This is a genomic window from Macrococcus bovicus, from assembly GCF_004359575.1.
Classification (GTDB): domain Bacteria; phylum Bacillota; class Bacilli; order Staphylococcales; family Staphylococcaceae; genus Macrococcus; species Macrococcus bovicus.
The window spans coordinates 116,318-138,287 of the sequence record NZ_SCWF01000004.1 but is presented as its reverse complement, the minus strand read 5'-3'; the positions used below and the strand labels follow the sequence as shown (position 1 = coordinate 138,287).

Sequence of the window (21,970 nt, the reverse complement as noted above, 5' to 3'; positions counted from 1 at the left end):
TTATTGCCCCTTTCGATAAGTCAGCCGGACATCATCTTCGAACTGCTGAATATCCACCAGTCTGAGATGCGTCATGCGACTTTCTTCTGTATGATAAAAACGATTGTTTAATGTGCCGCCAAGTAGTTTCGGGGCGTAATAAATGACGACCTCATCAAAACAATCCTGATTGATCCATTCACTGATGACACTGGAACCGCCTTCGACCATCAAGCGGCTGATACCTGCTTGGTAGAGAAGTTCGAGCAGGCGTGCCGGCCGGAAATCCTGTGTGATCAGGGTTTCTGCATGCCGGACTGCTGTCGGACTGATCACGATGATTCTCTGTCCGCTCGTTATATCCGCCTCGTGAAGCGTTACGTCTCCTGTGCGCGAGATAATCACCTTTATGGGCACCTTCTCACTGACATGACGCGCATCAAGCTTCGGTTCATCCACTGCATAAGTCTTTCTGCCGACCAGTACAGCATCCTGCTGATGTCTGAGTCGATGAACGTCCTGGCGTGACGCCTCATTTGTCAGCCATTTACTGTTGCCGAAGTCATCCGCAAGCTTACCGTCAAGTGTGGCAGCCAGTTTCAGTGTGACGTAAGGCCGCTTCTCTTCCTTCGAGATAAAGAAAGCATCATAAAATGCGGAGACTGCCGCGTCTGGTGCATGCACCACTTCTACACCGTGTGCCTCCAGATAGCGAATACCCGTATCATCCAGACTTGTATCACGGACAGCAAAGACCACCTTCTTAATGCCTGCCTGAATAATGGCTTCAGTACATGGCGGTGTCTTGCCTGTATGATTACATGGTTCGAGTGTGCAGTAGAGTGTCGCGCCGGTCGCATCACCTGCCATTCTGATAGCCTGTACCTCTGCATGGGCGGACCCTTCCTGCAGATGAGCGCCTATCCCGATGATGACGCCATTCTTCACAATAATACAGCCGACTGCCGGATTGCGTCCGGTCTGACCGGCCGTCATTTTAACGAGATCAAAAGCTTGTCTGATATACATCTGCTCCTCCTCAAAATAAAAAGGCGCCCCGAGGGGCGCCTTAAATTTAGGTGTCACAAATAAGACCCTGTAAGTATTAAAAGACATAGTCAAATAAACCATCTTACAATGGTGTCTTATTCTTTCTCCCATCCAGACTCTAACTGTCGGCTTCAGAATTTCACTGAATCAGCCAATATCGATATTCGATAAAGGGTCGCGGGCTATGACCGCCGGTTGGGAATTTCACCCTGCCCCGAAAGAATGTATGAAATTATGTTAGTTGCCTAACGTATTAATCGTACTGCTTCTCGACAATAAATGCAAGATGAAGGCAATCAGAATGGAAAGCTGGTGCAATTAACAGTTTTTGCACCAGCTTCTCCTTAGACTTGGTGCAATTAACCCTTTTTGCACCAGCTCTCCCTTAATCAAGCCCTGCCAACAAAAATGCTCAATGCGTGCTTACTTGAGGCGGTCAAAAAAGGCTTTGACGTCACGTCGTGCTTCCAGCAGGAGTTCATAGACACCGTTATTCTTCATATTGACGCCGCCGGTCAGCTGGCCCAGCATCACAAAATCATCCAGCACGCCGTATTTCGGACTGATGACCCGCCCGTCTCCCGGCATGACTTGTATGCCGCCGTCCGGGTGTTCCGCTATCAGACTGTCATTCAATAGACCTGTCAGCACCGGACTGACCGAAGTACGACTTATGAACCGCGCCGGACCCGTTGCATTGATGACGTAATGAACACGGTCCTCTGCTCCATCTTCGTACTGAAGACGATACTTGCGATATTTATAGTCAATCGCTTTCAGACCTGCTTTAATCACGACTCTGTTGTTTTCAATATGATCAATCAGCTCCTCTGCACTTGGCTCCGGCATCGGATTGGAGTAGTGCTGCACGAATGGCTCGTACGTCTCAAGATAACGTGCTTTATCTTCGCCTGTCATATAGGGCCAGATCTGTGATGCTTCGAACATCGCCTGATAAATCATGGACTGAAGTGCCCCGATGGCTTCATGGTTTTTCAGGTCAAACCGCATCGCTTTCACCGGGTCTTTGCGGGACACCCCGTAAAACTTAGCAATGTCCACACCTTGATGCTCACATTCCTTCTTAAACAGCGCCACCACTTTATCAAGTGGTATGAAATCGTGGTGCTTCTTACGGATCTTACGGAAAGCGGCGGCGGTCCAGTACTTCATCTTGAATGTGACCATCTTGCCGCGGACGGACTGCACCTCCCCTGAATGAGAAGCCACGAGTACTTTAGCGCCTTCCTTCGTTAAATAACGTATACAGTCAAGTCCGCTGAGGCCGGCACCAATCACCGCATAATCTTTATCCGCTTCAACGTCCAGTGTATAAAGAGGATAGGGCCAGGAAATGAAGTTCTCTGTATCCTTCAGCCTATAAGGATCTTCTGCCGGCAGTTGTCCCGGCGTCATAAAGATATGATCAAACTGATACTGCTGGTCCTGTGTTTCAAGTTCATAGCCTGCCGCCCGTTTGCTGATGGCCCGGATATGCTGCGTCACGACGGTGACCTTCCCTTTGTCAACAAGGGATTCAAAGTGTGCTGCCATATATTTGCCGAAGAGCTGACGAGAGAAGTAGATATTGCCGTCCGCGGTCGAATGATCTCCTTCTCGCGCCTGAATTTCTTCAACGGAGCGGTTTTCTTCCACCCATCTCATAAAATCATCCTTCTTGTTGCGCTTCATGGACAGCTGATTGGCCGGATAATTGAGCAGCATGGCCACATCTTCATATTGAAAGGCACGCCCCTTGCCCATATATTTCTTGTCATCAAAGACGGTGATATCCAGCTTTCTGCCGCCTTTATGATTCAGTAAGTACTTCAGGACGTGAGTTCCGGCTACGCCACCACCGATAATTGCTACTTTCATATTGCCTCCTAGAATTTTCATTTTATCTATCATACCCTACTTCAGTTGCGAATAAGACATTAATGTTATTATACTAAAGAGACTATCAATATCGGAGGTTCCCTATGTACAAAAGAATAACTGCTGTCATCCTTGCTGCAGCTTTAGCGGCCGGCTGTCAGCCAGAACAGACAACCCAGGTGACTGACACAGCGTCACAGCTCAAGGCCGCACAAGAAACGAAGGACGACGTGACGTCCTACGCTTCTACCTACAAGACACAGACAAAGGAAAACAACAAAGAATCCCAGAGTTATCTCGGACTGAAAAAGGATGAGGATGATAATCAGGAAGTGACCGTCAAAAACGCTGAAGAAGACGGTAAATTCTATGTCTATGATAAAAAAGCCATTCTCCAGAAGGACGGCGAGTGGATTGACATCTCAAAGCTCGGCGGCTCCCAGCTCCTCTCCATGACTAAACCGCTTCTCTACAGCGAACAGTTCAAATTACTGGAGAAGATGACAGATGCCAAATATAAGGACCATACATTGACTCAGTCCATCAGCGGCTATGATGACTATATGAACGTATTCGGGCAGAACGAAGAGGATAAAAAAGCCATCACCAGTCTGAAGAAGACTTACCCGGAGATTCAGAATGAGATCACTGTCACTTTCGACAAGCACAATCAGATCGAGAAAATCACCAATGACCTGAAACTCAAGAACAGCAAGACCACTGTCCATAACAATGCCGTGACCACATTCTCAGAAATCAACAGTGTCCGCCTGGATATCCCGGGCCCCGTTAAACACGCCAGGGAAGTCGGCGCATAGAAAAATAGAACCTCTCAGATGAGAGGTTCTATTTTTCTTCCGGCGGCAGACTGCGCGTAATAAAGAGCGACATGACCAGCCCTGCGATGATCAAGACCGTCGCAAACCAGTAGGCATGATGGACACCGGCTGTCAGCGCCTCATTGACCTGGGCAGCGCTCGGTCTCAAGGTGCCGTCCAGCGCTTGCTGCTGACCGTTTGTCATAATCGTGATGAAAAGTGAGACGCCCATCGCCCCCGCTAATGGCTGCATCATATTGCTGATGGCAGTGCCGTGCGGATAAAGGCGCTTCGGCAGTTCATTCAGCGCATTCGTGTTACTCGGCATCATGATCATCGATATACTGATCATCAGCAGAATATGCGCGATGATAAAGATGATGACTGAAATGCCGGGATGCATAACAGAGTAGAACAGCATGACGAGCATAAGCATTATCATACCGGGAATAATCATTTTGCGGGGGCCGATTTTATCAAAGATGCGCCCCATGACAGGTGACAGAAAACCGTTGAGCAGTGCGCCCGGCAGAAGAATCATGCCCACTATTTTAGCTGAGAACGCCATCGGACCCTGCAGATAGATCGGCATCACGATATTGGAAGCAAACATCGCTATGACGACGACAACAAATATGAACATACCGCGGCTGTAGTTCGCATATTTGAACACAGCAAGGTCAAGCATCGGTTCAGCCAGCTTCTGCTGACGCAGGCCGAAGAGAATGAGAGCAGCGGTGCCAAGAATGATCGTCAAGAGCACCACCGGATTCGTGAAGCCGCCCGCACTGGTGCCGACAGAACTGAAGCCGTAGATGACACTCGCGACCCCGAGTGACGACAGCAGGCCTGACAGCACATCAATCTTCGGTCTTGTGACCTCTGTGACATTTTCCAGGTACCGCAGTGCCAGCAGTATAGAACCGATCGCAAAAGGGACAACGATGAAAAACAGCCAGCGCCAGCCCAGTAAATCCACAATAATACCGGACAGTGTCGGACCGGTTGCCGGTGCAAACATCATGACGAGACCGAAGTTCCCCATGGCCTTGCCGCGTTCATGCGGCTCAAATAACAGCAGCATTGTGGTCATGATCGTCGGAATCAGAAGTCCTGTCCCTGCCGTCTGAATCATCCGTCCTGCTAACAGCATCGGAAAGTTGACCGCGAAGCCTGCTATCAGTGTACCCACAAGAAAGATGCTCATCAGCCCGATGAACATCTGTCGCGTCGAGAACCACTGGACAAGTGAAGCCGACAATGGCATGAGCATACCCATCACCAACATAAAACCAACATAAAACCTGTGGCAAGCTACTGAACAGTCGGCGCATCGATGCTGAAATAATGCATCAGCTCCGTCAGCGCGATATTGAGCAATGTCTCATTTAAAAATGTGAAGAATGCCCCTGTCATAAAGATCATCTCTTTTAACCGCAATAGGTTTAGTACGATTTAATTGTCTATACATCATACTTTATCACATTAACAAAGTAAAATATCATGTCACTACTGTTAAATTAAAAAATATCGCAGCTCAATCTTGAACTGCGATATTGTCTATTCAGGATAGATGGACAGCAGGCGTTCATGATAAGCTTCGACCTGCTGCATGAGCTGCTGATAATTCCGGAGTGTCGCTGCCATCTCCTCAGCAACGGCCGCATCTTCTGCCGGCAGCGTGAATGACTGCATATTCCTGACACTGAGGACCAGAAGTGAGCTCCCTGTCTGCAGCTGGTTGAGCCTTGACCTGCCGGCCGTACTGTTCAGATAGGCAAAGACAAAATACGGGTTCATTCTCAGACAGCGGACCACCATGATATTAGAACTCGGAATCACCTGCTGACGGCTGATCCGCTCATCGACCAGCGCTATCTTCAAGGAAGAACCTCTTGCTGTCAGGATGATATCGCCCGATTGCAGCAACAGCTGACGGCGAGTATCCAGCATGTCCTGACTGAGTGACTGCTTCGGCTGCTCGATATAGGCGTCCTGCAGTTCAGACAGATTCAGCAGGTAACCGCCCTGCTCCTTGTCCGCATCTGCTGCCAGTTCACGTTTCGTCATATCGCGTCCGCGAAACACCTCGGCCACCTCTCCCAGCTGCACGCCTTCAGCCGGTTCACTATAAGACCGCAGTGTATAGTCCATTTCACGGATTTCTTCGATCGGACGCTGGACTGCCATCTCATCTTCCTCTGACACTGCGCGCACAATGCATTGTATGTCTTCTTCTGATAACTGGCGCTCACGAGCATTTGTCAGATGACCTAGATGTCTTGCATCTACAAAAGTCACTGTCTCTGCGGCCCTTTTGTCGAATACCACTATCGCCATCGCTGCTGAAGACAGCCGTGTCAGGTGATCCGGCAGCTCGATGACCGCACGGATATAACCTTTTTCAATCATCTTCATTCTGATCGCCCGGTCCTTGACATTATTCAATGAGGACAGACGCATAATCGCGATACCGATACCCGTCTTAGTGAGCGATTCGACGACTCTGATAGCAAACAGCCAGTCGGGTAGAGAACGTGTCTCAATACTGTAGTCAGCGAGCTGCGCCAGTGCATGATGGTAACGTCTGTCGATACGACCGATAAACGGCATATTACAGAAGACCTGATCGTAGGAGCGGCTGCTGAAGTTAAGCAGGGCATCCACCTCCACTATTTCAGCATTCTGAACGTGTGCCTTCTCAATCAGAATGCGGCTGAGGACCACTTCGTCGTGTCTTAGCTCCTCTCCGCGGTAACGATGACCGATAGCAGCATGACGAATGAAATGACCGCTGCCAGAACCGATATCGAGTACGCTGCCTCCATTGCCGAGTGCCTTGAACAGAGCGGCAGCCAGTCTTTCACCTTGCTCAAAAAATGAGGATTCATAAAAGCCACGCGCCGCATAATCATCGAATAAACGAACCACCTCGCTATCCGTCAGCTGCTCAAATGCTGCATCTTCTTGTTCTCCTCTTAACCAAGCCAGAAAGTGCGCCGCGCTGTCATCATTCATATTCTTTTCAGCCATCTATATGCCACCTCCGATTCTCATCAATCGTAATGAATATTCTGCGTAAAGTCAATTAAGGTTATTTATAACCTGTTGACACTCTACGAAAGATTTGCTATATTTAAGAGGTTAAAAATAACCTAAGGGAGTGTTGTTATGTCAAACACTGTAGAACTGCTGCAGGAAATGAAAGCCATCAAAGAAGCTCATTACAGAAGCCGGACAGCTTATAACTACTACTACCATCGCTATGACACACTGAAAGCACAAGTATCAAGACGCATACTGGACGCACATCCTATTGAAGAACAGCTAGAAGAAGTCAATGCTCAGCCGCGCCTCCGTACAAAACATCATATCCTTGCTGACTACCTGGCAGAAGAGCAACGCCCTATCCGCAGTTATGCCGCATCGATGAGCAGAAAGGGCAGACTGGAGGCACTGGAACGTGAGCTGCAGATCGTCCTGCTCGAAGAATTTCTGACAGAAGTGAATGTACGTCTCGGCTGAAAATTCATCATTCAGACAGAAATTCCAGCAGAAAATAGGGGTATACTAGGATAAAGGAGTGATTGTATGCTGACTATTTATGAGGATGTCTCTCAGCTTTCCGACAGTGACCGTTTCACTCTGGGGATGACCATCAGCCGGCTTGAACAGAATCAGATCAAAGTCGAACATTTTGATATCCATGAACAGCCGGATGCCTTCAGTCCAGCTATTCGCACACTGATGGAGACAGAGTCTTTACCTATCACCTTGCTGGACGGTGAAGTCATTAAAACGGGCAGCTACCTGACAGCGGAAGATGCCGGAGAACTTCTGATCGTCAATCAGCTGAACGGTATCGGCAAACGATGCAGCAGCGACGGCTGTAAATAAGAGAATGCACAGTCTGACACCCCTGAAGCTTCAACTTCAGGGGTGTCAGACTGTGATATTCGACCCTTTTATAGTACTGCCCCGTTAGACTCAATCACTTTCTTATACCAGCTGAAGGAGTCTTTTTTCATCCGCTTCATTGTGCCATTGCCCTCGTTATCACGGTCGACATAGATCATGCCGTAACGTTTCTTCATCTCACCTGTCGTGAATGAGACAACATCAATAATCCCCCAAGGCGTGTAACCTATTAAGTCAACGCCATCTTCATTAACAGCCGCTTTAACCGCTTCAATATGACTTCTGAAATATTCAATCCGTGCCTCATCATGAATCTGACCATCCACAATCTCATCCACTGCACCGAAGCCGTTCTCAACAATGAACAAGGGAATCTGATAACGATTATAGAGGGTATTCAATGTATATCTCAGGCCGTCCGGATCAATCGCCCAGCCCCAGTCAGAAGCACCGATATGCGGATTTTTCACACCGTTCGGCAGACCCCCGTTAATAATATCTCCTGTATTGTTCTGCTGCACGTCATGCTTGACAGTCGTTGACATGTAATAGCTGAAGGCTAAGTAATCAACAGTCCCATCAGCCAGGATTTCTTCATCTCCCTCTTCAATCGGCAGACTGATCCCTAGACGTTCCAGTTCCTTCAGTGCATATGCCGGATATTTCCCTCTGACCTGAACATCCGGAAAGAAGAATCGTTCGCGGTTCGCAATCTCAGCAGCCATAATATCCTTAGGATGACAGGAGAACGGATAGACCGGAACATGGGAGACCATCGCCCCGATCTTGAAGTCAGGATTGATACGCCGGCCGATCTGTACGGCTCTGGCACTCGCCAGCAGCTGATGATGGGCTGACTGATACATGACGGCTCTCGCATTTTCACCTTCCTTCACTTGAATGCCTGCATTCGTCCACAGGAATAGCGGATTATTGACATCCATCTGATTGTTGATTTCATTGAAAGTCATCCAGTATTCCACTTTATCTTTATAGCGCTCAAACACCACTTCTGCAAAACGCGCAAAGAAATCGACGACTTCACGACTGCGGAAACCACCGTATTCTTGCGCCAGATGAAGCGGAATCTCAAAATGACTGAGTGTAATCACCGGTTTGATGCCATGCTGCAAGAGCGCGTCAAAGACATCATCATAAAACTGGAGGCCTTCTTCATTCGGTTCTGCTTCGTCACCTTTAGGGAAGATGCGCGTCCAGCCGATTGATGTGCGCAGCACTTTAAGGCCCATCTCAGCGAATAAGGCAATATCCTCCTTATAATTGGAATAAAAATCAATCGCTTCATGATTCGGATAGAACTCATCCGGTTCCACACGCTCAGTGATGCGTCTCGGCACGCCATGTGCCCCTGCAGTCAGGACATCCACAACAGAAGGCCCTTTCCCGCCTTGGTCCCATCCTCCCTCGAACTGATGAGCAGCGAGTGCGCCGCCCCATAGAAAATCCTGTGGTAATTGAGTCATAGTCATTCCTCCTTCAAATAATTATACAGTTATATTATAATTGTACCGGTATAATTAATCAAATCATCACCTGCTATTTCATGTATAATAAAATCATTACTATGAGATGAGGATTTGCTTGCTATGAAGAAATATGAACAGATTGTCGAAGATATCGAAGCATATATTCATGACAATGAACTCGCACAAGGGACCAGACTGTCCAGTGTAGAATCCTATGCCGCCCACTACCAAGTCAGTAAAAGTACGATCATCAAGGCGATGGATATCCTGGAGAAAAAAGGGGCTATCTTCCAGCAAAGAGGCAGTGGTGTCTTCGTCAGACGCCAGAGAAGAAAAGGCTACGTCAGTTTACTGACGAACAGAGGATTCACAGAAGAGCTGAAGGACTTTGCCGTCACGACACAGCTGCTCAAATTAGAGCTGATGAAACCGACTGAGGAAGTCATGCTGAACCTGAAGCTCAGTGGGGAGGATGAAGTCTATTACGTCGAACGCTTACGGGATATCGACGGCAACCGTCTCTGTATCGAAGCATCCTACTTCCCTAAAAAGATTGTCACCTATCTGAACAGTGAAATAGCTGAAGGCTCCATCTTCAATTATCTAACAGAAGGGCTGAAGCTCAATATCAGTTTTGCTGATATCTATCTCCATGTGGATACATTAAATGAGGAACAGGGTGAGAAACTGCAGCTACACGCAGGGGCACCCGCCCTCTTTGTCGAACAGGTCGTTTACCTCGGGACGGGTGAACCCTTTGACTATTCCAAACTGACCTACCATTATCAGCACTCCAAATTCTTCGTCCAGGCCATCAACTTTTAAGGCCTGAACAAAAAAACAAGATTTCTGCCAGAGACAGAAATCTTGTTTCTTTGCTTATATCAGTTCTTCCGCATACAGCCGTACCAGCTTGTATCCGTCGCCTCGCTTATGAAATGTCATAAACCAGACTACTTTCTCGCGCTTGCCGCCTTTACCGTCCTTCTCACGATGCACTTCGATAAAGGCCAGTATTCGATCACGCACATTGGTCTTATAGACGATATCGAAATCCCAGTGATCGGTGATATTGATTTTATTCTCAATTAAATCCAGAAAATCTGCTCTATCCAGATTACGACGTACGCCTTCCACGCTGACAACCGAACTATAAAGTTCTGTATCCAGAATTTCATCAATCATTTTCATATCTTTCTTTTTGACTGCAATTAAAAATTCAAAATACGGCATATCCGTTCCCCTATCATTATAATAATACTTCATCTATGTCTGTACTTCTCATCTGCCATATGAGTGAGATTATTATATCAAGAACACTATTCATTCTATATTATATTTGTGTGACAGAAAGGGTAATAGCATATTGTCTTTTGCATTTATATCGCATATAAAAAAGGTGCGGTTCTATCATTAGTTGAATCGCTAATTAGTTTTACACAATTTATTATCATCAATTATTATATCAATAAAATTTTTGATCAGAAATTTTATATCAGCTATTACCACTCTCCACACCATTCCGCAGACTGTTACCTGCATTGAGTTCTTTCTGCACTAAACGTTCTCTTTCTTCTTCAGGTTTAACCATATTCTTTCCCCCTTATTATCATATTCCCTTTAATTGTAATATAACAATATTGGATTAGCTATAAAATAATGGAAAAATAAAAAACCACCCTTCTCGCAAGAAGAGCGGCTCAATCATGATTAGTTCATGAACTGAATTTTAGTCAGCATATTTTTATTATCGAAATAGAAGGTCGTGTGTACACCGTTTTTAGCTGTTACAGTATAAGCTGTTTCTGTCTGGCCCTTATTGCTGCCGTAAAGAACTTCTGAAGCTTTACCATAAGCTTTCGTCACTTCTTTCATGGATACTTTGTTCTGCTGAACAGGGATTTCCATGAAGTATACTGCACCTTTACCTGTTTTCAGAGCGAATGTATCAAATTGAGTGGCAACGTATTTAGAAGCTGTCTTATTTTTTTCGAACATCTTTTCAGCTTTGACGCTGTTGAGAAGGTCTGCTTCAGTCACCACTGCTTTTGCGTCCACTTTCATGCCGTTGATCGTGACGTTACCATATTTCACTGCATTCACAAAGTTTTTGTCGAGCACATAGCTTGCACTATAACCTGTGTAGCCTTTCCATTGGTAGTAAGGTGTCATTGCTTGCGTAGCCGCGTGCGCTTCAGCTGGATGAACCAGGCCAGCTGCTGATCCAAGTAATACTGTTGAAGCAAGTCCTAATTTGATGATTGAGTTTTTCATGTTAAACATCTCCTGATTATTTTTTACAAATATATTAGAAACAGAAGGCCATTATAAATCGCTTTGTTACAAATTGTTACGGAAATATTTCTGATTGTAATATACTTGTAACATTAAATTAACATGAACGTAAATCGATGTAAAGCATTAACAGTAAAAAATTCCAAAAATAGGACTTGAGACGTAGAGAAAAAGTGACTAAAATAGACAAACTGTGCTTAAAAGTGCGGATTGGATGAGCATCCTGTGGCCTCAATCCATCCATTCTTCTTCAGATATCACAGGCAGACCATCAAATTCTGTAACTCTCTGAGCAAAGCAGCGTTTAAGTTCAGCAATAAGGTCAATATCATCAGAAATAATATCCAGATAGATAGGACTAAATCTCATGACAGTCTGATCATTATAAAAGTACATAAGAAGCGGCATAGACTTCTTCCGTCTATATGTCCTGAATAGCTGTATGATGTCCTCTCTTTTAATATGCTGTACCCTTACAAAATAAAGCCTGTCAATTGCACAAGGCAATACCATCCAGTTAGAGATTTTGATATAACGATGTAAATAAAATGTCCTCACTGGGCCATAAGATTCCAGCTGTTTTGTAAAGACCAGCGTCGATAATTCTGATAATTGCTCAAGCAGCTCTTTAAAAGCACCTATAGAAAGTACCTCAATTCTGAATCTGATCCGGTGCTTATCCTTAACTTGAACAAAGGGTGACAGCTTAGTGTTCAGAAAATCAACACCTGCTATATAAGTCATTTAATAACCCCTTCCCTTCACTTTATTCCAGATTTTAAAACCGTCATCACATTAGCAAAAAAACGACAGATATAAAGATCTGTCGTGAAGCTCATACTTACAGCACATGTCTGGAAATCAGCTGCTGCAGTGCGGTGATATCTGTCTTGCTATCAAATAATTTAACAAGCGGTGCCGGCATTCCTGCGACATAGAGCTTGAGCTCAGCATCGATATCAAATCTGCCGGCATTCTCTACACTGAACGCACGGATGAACTTATAAGGCACAGTGATAAATTCAATCTTCTTACCCGATAATCCTTGCTTATCCACAATCAGAATACGTCTGTTCGTAAAGACAAATAAATCACGAATCAGAATGAAACTGGCCTCCACCACTTCATCGGGCAGCAAATAACCTTCAAACTCGTTCTGTACATCCTGTGGATTCTGTTCGCTGGAATTTCCCATTAACTGATCAAATAAACCCATTGTCATCCCCTCCTATTACTATCATTATAGAATAAATATCAAATCGAATGAGCTTAGCAATGTATCTTTAAGGAAACTTTAAGGTGCAGTTATTCTATCGAAAAGTAATCAGCCAGATACAACAAAAAACCCAGGCTGAGCCTGGGTTTCAGTTATTAACGATGATCGACGCCATCAAGTGATTCTCTCGTATAGTTGAATAACCGGAAGAACGGATTGTCGAATGCATGGCGTGCAAAGAAGCCGACACCCCAACGGCCAGCATTGAAGCCGCTGATGAAAATAATCAGACCGAGCAAGATGTACAGCGGATTGACTGTCACTGCACCCGCGAACAGGAACAGGAAGTTCATGCATACACCGATTAACGCTGCAATCGGTGTGAACAGGCCGATGATCAGCATAATACCGATTGTTACCTCTGCGAATGGGATGAGGAAATTAATAAGACCCGCAAGTGCTCCAGGAAAGCGACGAAATTCGGGTACTGTGCAGTGCCGGACATGCTCATGACAGGTGACTCAATGACCTTGTGCAGGAAACCGGATGCATCGAAGCCATCAGTGAATTTGTGCAGACCGCTCATCAGCCAGCCATAACCAAGATAAAGACGTGCAATGAGAAGAATGACGCGGCCGATGATGTTTGTTTAAAACCATTTAATCATTGTAACTACCTCCTTGATATATATTTTATACTTCAATTATATATCTAATATATATCTAAAATATAGTTTATCAATGAGTTTGTTAAATAGTTCACAAATACTTTAGAATTTACTTTTATTTCCAAATATTAAATCTTCCACTTATTGATACAACAAAACCCCAGCCAATCAACTGGGGTTTAGAGTCTTAATATATTTGTCACTTCCATATAGCCTTAAAATTCCAACCAAGTACTATAAAGATCGTTTCTTTTATAAACATTTTGCCTACTTATGTAACTTGGTTGTTCTGCTCCTCAAAAGAAAGCTTGGCTTGATACTGACACTTCTCTATATGGTAGGTACGAATCAATCCCTTCTTAATGAGCCACCCGCTTCACTCTTACCACTTTAGTAAGATCCTCTTCTATCCAATCATTAGATGAACGAAACATTTGAGCTTACCTTCAGATGACTCCAAGAAGACTGATTCGGTAATCTAGAAATCATCTCTAAAAATTATATACACACGTTTTTTATAAATCGATTTAAAATAAGTAAAACAAGGGGGAGACTATCAGCAGTTCTTATTTGAGGAGATACGGATCAATTCAACCCTAACAGATCGCAATAACTCATATCCTCTAAAACATTTTTAATATAATAAAACATGCTGATTATATTTATTATTTTAACAATAAATCGTAAAAATCAATTTTAAATTTTATAAAGATCCATTGCTATTCTAGCAAGGACTTCAGTTCTTCTTTTTATATCTTTAATAGTCCATGACTCTTTTAAATCAATTGTTTCATCTATTTCTGAATCAACTATACTTTCATTAATAAACAATTTAGTTCTTAGTCCAGTATAATCAACTGTTTCACTAGGTTTATAATCTCTCTTTTTAATAAAATCATCATTACTCATTTCAGAATTATATCCTGTTAAAGTTAGATTACCTAGTTTATGAGTATATTCAGATTGAATTTGAGAAGCATTATCTACGTTATTTGGTGAAATCATATTTGACCACTCACTACTCAAATTTTCACCTTGTGGTAAGATATGTTCCAATGTCCATATTAGTTGTTTCTTTCCTTTATTACTTTCAATGTAACTATCTAAATTATCGGGATTTTGTTTATGAAAATAATTTCCCTTTCTTCTTTCAATGTCTATTAAAATATATCTTACTGTAGAAGGTGAAATATCATAAACAGAGCCTGTAAGAGCATTATAAAATTCTTGTTCAGATGAAATGATTTTATTCAGATTTCGTTGAGTGATACTTTCGGCTATTTGATTAATTTGAGAAGAGAATTCTAATTCTCTTATAATATCAATTACTTTCGCTCTGATATTAGAAGCTTTTGGTTTAAGAACTAAATTTCTTCTAACGTAATATTTTATTAAATAATCTAAGATATTAAGGACTGTTTCACGTGTTAAGAGGTTTTGGTTAAATTTTTTCAATATAAATAGTTCCAGAGGAAATACTTGTGAAGATTCTAATTTTGCTAACTTAATCAATTTACTCACTATTTCATCATCTTCAATAAAATTATCGTAATTTTCTAATTGAGGAGAAATAAAGGAGTATATCTTAGCATTTTCTATGAGCTCATCCATATACTTAAACTTTTTCTTATTAAAGACTTCTTCATACTTTCTGAGGGCAAGTGATTTTGTTATTGAAACATTTTTATCACTTTCGAATGTGTCATAATTATTTAACAAAAACTGAGTAATTACTCCCGAATTTGAATTTTGGTTTTGATCAGTAAAAATATTTATTAATGAATTCCATTCTTTCATAGCATCTTCTTGAGTGATTTCAGAAACAGCTACACTTAAATAGTTTGACTTTAATAGATCTATTAAAGTGAGGGGAAGACCTTTTGCATTTAATGATGAAAAAACAGTAAAAGCATCAGTTAAATCGTCTACTGTTATTCTTAAAATTTCAATACTATTTAATTTGTCATAAAACTCAAAGATTTTATCATAACAATCTATATCATCAAAAAGATTTTTTACAAAATTGTATCTTTTTCCAAATAATCTATTTCCGAATTTTGATTTTTCTTTCTGATTTAATATTCCTAAATAATTATTATAAACTTCAGCGTCTTTATCTAATAATTCTAATTTAGGTTTATTATTTAATTCAAATATCAGTTTTCTCTTAATATCATTTTGTAAATTAATTATACTAGCTAGTTCAGATATTTCGTTACTATTTCCAGATGTAGGCTCTTTTAATTGTAAAGTTAATTTATTTTTTATTTCATCTAATTTTTCATAAATTGCTAAAAAGAATAATGCTATTGTCGTTAATCGTTGTTGTCCATCTACGACATCGAAAGTCGTTACGTTATTTTCTACATTCTTCTTAGAAACCAATAAATTACCAATATAGTAACCTTTAATTTCTTCGTTTACATCATTAAATAAATCTTCAATATTTTGAGTTTGCCATGAATAATTTCGTTGATAAAATGGTATTTTATATACTGTCTTACTTTCGATAGAAAAAATTTCTGATATTGGCTTTGTTTCTGGTGTAATATTCATTATTTCCCTCCCCATCTTAATTAGATCATAAGAGAAAAACTTTTTCAATTTTATAAATTTAATTTAAATGTTGATCTACTAGCCAATATTTAAATTTCAACGAATTTATCTTCTTGAAGGTATAACAATCAATTCTTCCAGGGTCATATTAAATAACCTAGAGATTTGATACAACTCTATCGCTAAGATCGGCTGTTTATTATTTTCTAGCCTTGAATATTTAGAAACATCATATCCAATCGCGGCTGCTACTTCAGAAGAGTTGAATCCTAAATTCTCTCGATGATATTTGACGGCAGCCATCATTTCTTCATTATTCAATACAATAACCTCGCTTTTTAATTGCGAGATTATCAATTGATAAAACAGGAAAGAGAATTCCTGCAAAGTCTGCAAGAATTCTCTTTAAGTAATGAAATTGTATTATAATAAATAGTTAAGAAATTTTAATTAAGGGGGACATACTATGAAAAAATATATTAAAGTCGTCGGTGCTGTTATTTTAAAAGATGATAAAATTCTTTGTGCACAACGGAGTGAATCTATGTCTTTACCTTTGTTATGGGAATTTCCAGGTGGGAAAATAGAGTCAGATGAACTACCAGAAGAGGCGTTAAAACGAGAATTAAAAGAAGAAATGAATTGTGAAATTAATGTATTAAATAAAGTGGTTACGACAGTTCATGAATATGATTTCGCGACAATTGAACTTACTACTTTTTACTCAAGATTGATTTCAGACGGTATTAACTTAACAGAACACAAACAAATTAAATGGCTGTCTACTCATGATCTCAATTCCTTAGAATGGGCACCTGCAGACATACCTGCTGTTAAAATAATTATGGAGAATGCTTAGCATTCTCCTTTAATGGTCCAAATATTCTTCAAGAACAAACTTTGATACTGGTTGTTCTAAGTTCCATATAACATTTATCGGTTGATCACCAGATACAGCTTCAGCTGTTACTTCTCCAAGATACTTATAAGGTTGTGTAAAAACATCTTTAGCACTTTTTCTAACTAATAAATGAAAGTGCTCATTCACATTTCCTTTTTGAAGTAACTTTTTAACTTTGTTTGTTTCATTTGCACTACTTGATGACTCCCAGTGAAATTTATGATTATTAATAAAATAATCCTGATAGTCGTGATTAACCTTTTTCTTTGATTCATCTTTATTAATCGTCACTAATATAAAATGATGGTTCCCTTTTGATTCGAATCCTTTCATCCATGGTCCACTTGCTGAATTTTCTCGCATCATATCAGCAAGATCTAATGTTGAATATTCTTTACCTAATTCAAATGGTATGTCTTTTTTGAGATATTCAATATGCATTGTTTTTTGATATTGATTAAGGCCAAATGTTTGATACATAATTAGTTCGTTTCTGACCGCTTCTTCAAAAGTATAGATTGATACTAAGCTGTCCTCGTTTGTTTTTATAAATTTGTCGTATTTTTTACCTACTCTTAGTAATGAAAATTTAAGTTTATTTTTAGCTGTTTCATTTAACTGAATATCAAAATGCTTTTCAATAAAGTTAATTTGATTTTCTAAAGTAGCTACACCTTCAATTAATGTATTAGTTAAAACCATAAAATCAAATAAGCGTCTTAATGGAAAGAAATAACTGAGTGCAGTAAAAATATCTGATAAATATTCCTTACTATTTATAAGTCGATCAACTTCTCTTTCCATTTTGATCATACGATTGATTTGTGACATATTAGAAAAACCTTTAATTTTAGAAATATAATTCAAGTTAGGCGCATCTTCATTTTCGAAATCAAGAATATTTAGTTTTCTTTCAGCATCATTTTCTTTAATCTCATGATAATACTCTAATATCTCTTTAATAATATTCTTTTTAGCAAATGGTTTGAATGATTCTAATGATTTTAGGATTTTTTCTTTTGATTTTCTATCTAGTTCAATATGCATGTGTTTGGATAAATCTTTTAGATTACGTTTAATATGTGTCTTTATTTCATTTTTATTCTTAAAATTCTTTTCTCCTATAAGTGCTATAGGAATCATATAGTTATTAGTATCATTAATGACAAAGTCCAGTACTACTAAAACTTCTTTTTGCGGATGTTTACGTAATCCTCTTCCTAATTGCTGCGTAAATATAATTGGTGATTTAGTCGGCCGTAGGAACAAGATTAAATTAATGTCTGGTATATCGACACCTTCATTAAACAAATCTACCGTAAAAATGATTTCGAGTTTATCTTCATCATTTTGTAGTCTCTTTATAGCTGCTGTACGTTCGGCAGAACTATTACTACCTGTGAGTACGGTAGTGACAAAGCCATTTTGATTAAACTCTTTTGATATCAATTTAGCATGCTCAATACTTTGACAAAAACCAATACATTTCCGTTTACCTTGAACGGCATACTTCATTATATTAGCAATAATAAAATCTACACGTTCATTATTGTGTTTTACGAGTGCTTTTAGAATTTCTTCTTCTGAATAATGTTTCTTTTCTAGTTCTACAAAATCATCATTAATTCCATAGTATTGAAACGGTACAAGTAATTCATGTTCTAAGGCCTCTCTTAATCTTATATTTATGATGACATTATTATCTACAAGGTCATAGATATTATTACCATCCGTGCGTTCTGGTGTCGCTGTAAGGCCAAGTAAAAACTTAGGTTGAAAATACTTCATTATCTTTGTATAAGTGGGTGAGGCAGCATGATGAAATTCATCAATAATCACCAGATCATACTCTTCTTTATCAAATTGTTGCCAGTGATTATTAAGAGTTTGTATTGAAGCAAAGGTAAAGGGTTTATTTTCTTTTATACTACCTACAAATTTTCCAAAATTATTTTCATTAAGCTCATTAAATACCTTTTTAAATGTTTTTAATGCCCCATTTAATAATTCCTCTTGATGCGCAATAAATAATACTTTTTCCGGTCGTAATTGTTTTGCACACCATGCTGCAAGAAAAGTTTTTCCTGTTCCTGTTGCAGCTATAGCAAGTGCTTTACTTTCACCTGCTTGAACTAATAGCTCTAAGTTTTTTAGCGCTTCTTTTTGCATCGAATTAGGAACTAATAATTCCCCATTTTGATTTGAAGTTTTATTTTGGGAATTAAACGTATAGAAGTAGGGTCGATAGATATTTTTATCTTTTATAAACTTCTCATATTGTGTGATATAGCTATCAGTAACTTGATGCGTTTGTTCATTATTCCATACTTCTTCAAATCTTTGACAAGTTGCATTAAATATATTATCACTTTGTCGTTTATACGTTCGTATATTCCATTCTTCAGCTGTCTTAAGTGCTACTGCTGATATATTAGATGATCCAATAATCACTGAACTCAAGTCATCTTGACTACTTCCGTTGGTTTGATGACGATGAAAGATATATCCTTTTGTATGAAAGCTGTCTGATTGATTTGAACTTTCATAAATTTTCACTTCTAAATTATCATACTTAATTAAATTGCGAAGGGCTGCTGGATCAGTAACACTCATATATGTCGTTGTAATAATACGTCCCTTAATTCCCCGTCTGTTCAACTGTTCTAAAGTACTGACTAAAATGTTTAAACCAGAATTTTTTATAAAGCTTACTATAATATCAAAACTATCACATGTATTAAGTTCTGATATTAGGTGATCTAATAAATTTTCTGATGTATTAAAATTATTAGTTATAAGTTTACTTTCTAACAACTGAAAATCTTGATCTACCTCAATATCTTGATTACCAATTAATTTAATATTAAAAGGAATTTCATTTAAATGTGTCGACTGCTGTTGATTAATATAATTCAATATATCTTCGTAATTATTCTTCGTGAGTAATTCTTTAGCTATTTTAAATTCATTATTATTGATAAAGTATTTAATCGTTTTTTCAATATCCAAAAATTTTTGATTTAACTGGAATTCTCCATTATGAACTTGATATGGACCATAAGTTTCAAAAACATAAGATTCCTTGTTATTATGATTAAAATTATTCATTTAATCCCTCATCACTCATCAGCAAAATATTTTCTTCACACCTTCAGTATACAAAAAAACCAGTATCCACTGATACCAGTTTTCTCCTCTAATCTATTTTTCTCACCAGGTCATTCTTCCATACGGTCTCACCGATCACCAGCACATCATCTTTCCACAGATGAAACTGATAGTAATGTCCCCTGTCCACTACATGTGTGACCTTCATCTTATGCTGCTTGCCTAAGTACTGCTGATAATGATTTTCCAGATACCGCTCAATCTTCTTATTGATCATCGCCTGTTCTCCGTTTTTAAATGAATATATCAAATCATCAGTGTGAGTATCTTTTTGTTTCTAATTTAACAATTAATTACTTTTAACGCGTCAGATGTAATATAATGAAATGTAGATGCTTTTAACCTGTAACTTAATTCCTATGTTTATTCTGGTTATAACTGGATATAGTGTAGTGTATCTATCATCTAAGGAGCTGAGGACAATGAGTCTGAACTTAATTATTGATTATCTGAAAGACAAACAGTGGAGTTCTACTGATCTCACGTATGTGATTATCTACATGGTTATCGCAAGTCTTCTGACCACGCCTATCTTCGGCATTCCGATTGGTCTCGCTGCCTTCCTGTATTTCAACGACAAAGAGAATCTGCAGGCCTATCAGCACAACTATAAGAACCGCAAATAAAAAGACTGCCGTGGCAGTCTTTTTATCATATTCTCTTCTATTTTATACCTCTACAGGATGATTGAATCGTTTGAAGTTCATTCAGCTCAGGTATTCAAGTACGAGAGTCCCCACTGCTTTGGCTGAGATCAGCAGTGATTTCTCACTGATTGTAAACTTCGGATGGTGGTGCGGATAGATCTCCCCGTCTTCAGGTGCTGCGCCGGCATAGATGAACAGACTCGGCTTCTCTTTAGCGTAATAGGCGAAATCTTCTGATGGGGGCTGTGCCTCACATATTTCCACCGGAATGTCTTCAAGATTATTTTTCAGTATGTCTACTGCATATTCTGTGAATGCCGGATTATTATAGAGTGCCGGATAATCATCATTGTATTCCAGTTCGCAAGTCACGCCGTACATCTCTTCCAGTCCATGTGTCAGACGTTTGATTTCTTTTTCGATAGTCGCTTTCGTCTCATCTGTCAGGCCTCTTACATCACCTTCTAAGGTGACACTGTCTTTAATAACATTGAACTGACCTTTACCATCAAATGAACCGATTGTCACCACACCTGTTTCGAAAGGATTCAGGCGGCGGGCAACAACTGTCTGAACGGCCATCACAAAGTCACTGGCTGCGACTATTGCATCATTCGCCATATGAGGTGAAGAACCGTGACCGCCTTTCCCGTTGACTTTCAGCTTGAAAAACGCACGGCCGGTCTGTACAAAGCCTGGACGATAGTAAATCTTACCTGTTGCCATCGTACTCATCACATGAACACCCATGACGTGATCAACACCCTCAAGCACGCCGTCCTCTATCATGCCTTTTGCTCCGCCCGGCGGTACTTCCTCTGCCGGCTGATGAATGACGATGACTTTTCCTGTGAAGCTTTCTTTCATTTCAGCAAGTGTCTCTGCCAGCACCAACATATAGGCCGTGTGTGCATCATGGCCACAGGCATGCATGACGCCAGGGTTTTTCGAGGCAAATGGCAGTCCTGTCTGTTCCTCTATAGGCAGCGCATCAAAATCGGCGCGGATGGCGATCGTCTTGCCCGGTTTACCTGAATCAATCGTGACTTTAATGCCTCTCTCTCCTACATTAGTCTCTACTTTCACATCTTTGTCCTGGTAGAAATCCGCGATATACTGTGCTGTTTTCTCTTCCTGAAAAGATAACTCGGGATTTTCATGTAGATAGCGCCGAATTTCAATCATCTTCTCTTCTCTAAGTTCAAGCTGTTTCTCTAATTTCCGATTCATTTATCTCATCTCCTTATCTCTATTATAAGTCATCCTCAGAAATATCCGCCATTTGTAAAGTGAATCGCCGGTCAATGTGTTCCAGCTCAACCTGGTCAGCAACGAAACAGTCCTACAATGATAGTGCCATCATCATGCGTATACAGTCATCATGTTTTCC

General features: G+C 40.3%; 20 protein-coding genes, 1 pseudogene and 1 riboswitch. Of the genes and pseudogenes, 6 read left to right on the top strand and 15 right to left on the bottom strand.

What is annotated here, in order from left to right; translation table 11 throughout:
• Both ribD and ERX55_RS05770 read right to left on the bottom strand, forming a co-directional pair.
• On the bottom strand, positions 1-1,008 hold the full coding sequence (gene ribD, locus ERX55_RS05775; RefSeq protein ID WP_165983721.1) for a bifunctional diaminohydroxyphosphoribosylaminopyrimidine deaminase/5-amino-6-(5-phosphoribosylamino)uracil reductase RibD: 1,008 nt from the start codon (positions 1,006-1,008) through the stop codon (positions 1-3).
• Positions 1,009-1,124: 116 nt separating this feature from the next.
• Positions 1,125-1,255: riboswitch (FMN riboswitch) on the bottom strand.
• A gap of 197 nt (positions 1,256-1,452) precedes the next feature.
• A complete protein-coding gene (locus ERX55_RS05770; protein WP_165983720.1) occupies positions 1,453-2,907 on the bottom strand; it encodes an FAD/NAD(P)-binding protein in 1,455 nt (484 codons plus the stop codon).
• 104 nt (positions 2,908-3,011) lie between these two features.
• Between ERX55_RS05770 and ERX55_RS05765 the strand changes: the two genes are divergently transcribed.
• The gene (locus tag ERX55_RS05765) at positions 3,012-3,725 is read left to right on the top strand and encodes a hypothetical protein (RefSeq protein ID WP_133451623.1); all 714 of its coding nucleotides are present in this window, start codon (positions 3,012-3,014) and stop codon (positions 3,723-3,725) included.
• A gap of 28 nt (positions 3,726-3,753) precedes the next feature.
• On the opposite strand, the pseudogene ERX55_RS05760 reads toward ERX55_RS05765, so the two are convergent.
• A pseudogene (locus tag ERX55_RS05760) lies at positions 3,754-5,150 on the bottom strand (MDR family MFS transporter).
• 135 nt (positions 5,151-5,285) lie between these two features.
• Positions 5,286-6,758 (bottom strand): N-6 DNA methylase, encoded by a 1,473-nt coding sequence (locus ERX55_RS05755; RefSeq protein WP_133451622.1) that lies wholly within the window; start codon positions 6,756-6,758, stop codon positions 5,286-5,288.
• Positions 6,759-6,896: 138 nt separating this feature from the next.
• Here ERX55_RS05755 and ERX55_RS05750 point away from each other — a divergent pair, with 138 nt between their 5' ends.
• Positions 6,897-7,250, top strand: coding sequence for a hypothetical protein (locus ERX55_RS05750; RefSeq protein WP_133451621.1), 354 nt, complete (start codon positions 6,897-6,899; stop codon positions 7,248-7,250).
• A gap of 66 nt (positions 7,251-7,316) precedes the next feature.
• Positions 7,317-7,622: an arsenic metallochaperone ArsD family protein gene (locus ERX55_RS05745; protein ID WP_133451620.1), complete on the top strand. Its 306-nt coding sequence runs from the start codon at positions 7,317-7,319 to the stop codon at positions 7,620-7,622.
• Between the two features lie 68 nt (positions 7,623-7,690).
• On the opposite strand, the gene ERX55_RS05740 is transcribed toward ERX55_RS05745, so the two are convergent.
• Positions 7,691-9,127, bottom strand: a complete 1,437-nt coding sequence (locus tag ERX55_RS05740) for a 6-phospho-beta-glucosidase (RefSeq protein WP_133451619.1) — start codon at positions 9,125-9,127, stop codon at positions 7,691-7,693.
• A 123-nt stretch (positions 9,128-9,250) separates the two neighbouring features.
• Here ERX55_RS05740 and ERX55_RS05735 point away from each other — a divergent pair, with 123 nt between their 5' ends.
• Positions 9,251-9,955: a GntR family transcriptional regulator gene (locus ERX55_RS05735; protein WP_133451618.1), complete on the top strand. Its 705-nt coding sequence runs from the start codon at positions 9,251-9,253 to the stop codon at positions 9,953-9,955.
• A gap of 54 nt (positions 9,956-10,009) precedes the next feature.
• Here the strand turns inward: ERX55_RS05735 and ERX55_RS05730 are convergent, their stop codons facing one another.
• From ERX55_RS05730 to ERX55_RS05700, 7 genes are all read right to left on the bottom strand, one after another.
• Positions 10,010-10,363: a hypothetical protein gene (locus tag ERX55_RS05730; RefSeq protein ID WP_133451617.1), complete on the bottom strand. Its 354-nt coding sequence runs from the start codon at positions 10,361-10,363 to the stop codon at positions 10,010-10,012.
• Between the two features lie 477 nt (positions 10,364-10,840).
• Positions 10,841-11,404, bottom strand: coding sequence for an immunodominant staphylococcal antigen IsaB family protein (gene isaB, locus ERX55_RS05725; protein WP_133451616.1), 564 nt, complete (start codon positions 11,402-11,404; stop codon positions 10,841-10,843).
• Between the two features lie 252 nt (positions 11,405-11,656).
• Positions 11,657-12,169, bottom strand: a complete 513-nt coding sequence (locus ERX55_RS05720) for a hypothetical protein (protein WP_133451615.1) — start codon at positions 12,167-12,169, stop codon at positions 11,657-11,659.
• Positions 12,170-12,266: 97 nt separating this feature from the next.
• Positions 12,267-12,641 carry a PH domain-containing protein gene (locus ERX55_RS05715; protein ID WP_133451614.1) on the bottom strand — a complete coding sequence of 125 codons (375 nt, stop codon included), beginning with the start codon at positions 12,639-12,641 and terminating at the stop codon, positions 12,267-12,269.
• 155 nt (positions 12,642-12,796) lie between these two features.
• Complete coding sequence (locus ERX55_RS05710; RefSeq protein ID WP_243721464.1) at positions 12,797-13,045, bottom strand: hypothetical protein; 249 nt, start codon at positions 13,043-13,045, stop codon at positions 12,797-12,799.
• Between the two features lie 959 nt (positions 13,046-14,004).
• Positions 14,005-15,864 (bottom strand): DUF262 domain-containing protein, encoded by a 1,860-nt coding sequence (locus ERX55_RS05705; RefSeq protein ID WP_165983719.1) that lies wholly within the window; start codon positions 15,862-15,864, stop codon positions 14,005-14,007.
• A 105-nt stretch (positions 15,865-15,969) separates the two neighbouring features.
• On the bottom strand, positions 15,970-16,185 hold the full coding sequence (locus ERX55_RS05700) for a helix-turn-helix transcriptional regulator (protein WP_133451611.1): 216 nt from the start codon (positions 16,183-16,185) through the stop codon (positions 15,970-15,972).
• A gap of 145 nt (positions 16,186-16,330) precedes the next feature.
• Here ERX55_RS05700 and ERX55_RS05695 point away from each other — a divergent pair, with 145 nt between their 5' ends.
• On the top strand, positions 16,331-16,723 hold the full coding sequence (locus ERX55_RS05695; RefSeq protein ID WP_133451610.1) for a (deoxy)nucleoside triphosphate pyrophosphohydrolase: 393 nt from the start codon (positions 16,331-16,333) through the stop codon (positions 16,721-16,723).
• 9 nt (positions 16,724-16,732) lie between these two features.
• On the opposite strand, the gene ERX55_RS05690 is transcribed toward ERX55_RS05695, so the two are convergent.
• Together ERX55_RS05690 and ERX55_RS05685 are read right to left on the bottom strand one after the other, a co-directional pair.
• Positions 16,733-19,873 carry a DUF3427 domain-containing protein gene (locus tag ERX55_RS05690; protein WP_133451609.1) on the bottom strand — a complete coding sequence of 1,047 codons (3,141 nt, stop codon included), beginning with the start codon at positions 19,871-19,873 and terminating at the stop codon, positions 16,733-16,735.
• An 88-nt stretch (positions 19,874-19,961) separates the two neighbouring features.
• On the bottom strand, positions 19,962-20,150 hold the full coding sequence (locus ERX55_RS05685; RefSeq protein ID WP_133451608.1) for a hypothetical protein: 189 nt from the start codon (positions 20,148-20,150) through the stop codon (positions 19,962-19,964).
• 205 nt (positions 20,151-20,355) lie between these two features.
• On the opposite strand from ERX55_RS05685, the gene ERX55_RS05680 reads away from it, so the two are divergent.
• Positions 20,356-20,559 carry a VraH family peptide resistance protein gene (locus tag ERX55_RS05680; RefSeq protein WP_133451607.1) on the top strand — a complete coding sequence of 68 codons (204 nt, stop codon included), beginning with the start codon at positions 20,356-20,358 and terminating at the stop codon, positions 20,557-20,559.
• Positions 20,560-20,640: 81 nt separating this feature from the next.
• On the opposite strand, the gene ERX55_RS05675 is transcribed toward ERX55_RS05680, so the two are convergent.
• Complete coding sequence (locus tag ERX55_RS05675) at positions 20,641-21,810, bottom strand: M20 family metallopeptidase (protein WP_133451606.1); 1,170 nt, start codon at positions 21,808-21,810, stop codon at positions 20,641-20,643.
• Positions 21,811-21,970 lie beyond the last annotated feature (160 nt).